Origin of the sequence: Gluconacetobacter sp. (assembly GCF_047721585.1) — a bacterium.
GTDB classification, from domain to species: Bacteria; Pseudomonadota; Alphaproteobacteria; order Acetobacterales; family Acetobacteraceae; genus Gluconacetobacter; species Gluconacetobacter dulcium.
This window is the reverse complement of sequence record NZ_JBDNXE010000141.1, coordinates 8,253-9,120: the sequence shown is the minus strand read 5'-3', so window position 1 is coordinate 9,120 and position 868 is coordinate 8,253. Positions and strand designations below refer to the sequence as shown.

Here is an 868-nt window from a genome sequence, read left to right as displayed (position 1 = left end):
GTGTGATAGGTGACGATGTAGTTGGTCAGTCCGCTGCCCTGGGCGGCGGAGGGGGTGATGGCGTAGCCGCCGACGGGGCTGGTGTTGGTGGCCGGGGTGGTGAGGGTGGCGCCGGTGACGGTGTCGCCGTTGAGCAGGCCGGTGGAGGTGAACTTCGTGGTGTCGAGCGCGGGGGTCTGGCCGTAGACGCTGCTCTGGTTCAGGGCGGTGATGGTGAGGGCGGCCTTTATCACCGTATCGGTGCCCGTGTAGATGGTCTGATAGCCTGGGATGGAGCCGTGGACGATGATGAGCGGAGCGGAATTGCCGACGCTGCTGGTCGTGCTCAGGTTGGTGCCGCCCCAGGTCAGAGCTGTCGTATCGACTTTTCCGGATACATCCAGACCGTTCTGGTCCTTGATGGAGGTGAAGACAACCGTTGCCGTGCTCTGTCCGTAGACTTGGCTTCCCTGACCTGTGATGACGACATAAGGCAGTGCTTTCAGGACCGGATAAGGAGAGCCGGATACCCAATCGCCTGGGGTGCTGAAGCTGTTGGGGCTGCCTGCGACCGTGGGTCCTTCGGATGCCCATTGCGCCGTCGTCAGTCCCGTGATGGAGATAGACGAAAAAGCGCCGCCCGTGGCATTCGATGTACCGGACGTGTCTGTGTCGAAATACGCATAGGTGATTTGGTCGTCATCCTCTCCGACAAAGCCGCCGACAGTGTTGTTGCTATTGGTAGCGGAGACGGTGCCTGTTGCGTAGGCGTTGGTGATTATGCCGTCATTCTCTCCGACGAAGCCGCCGACCCAGCTGGAACTGGTAGCGGAGACAGAGCCTGTTGCGTAGGCGTTAGTGATTGAGCCATCATTGTATCCGACGAAGC

Annotated in this window: 1 protein-coding gene; it reads right to left on the bottom strand. The window is 60.5% G+C overall.

Translation table 11 applies throughout. The features are described 5' to 3' along the window. Window positions 1-868, bottom strand: an 868-nt coding sequence (locus ABF821_RS17995; protein WP_415531060.1) for an MBG domain-containing protein, incomplete at both ends; no start/stop codon positions are given.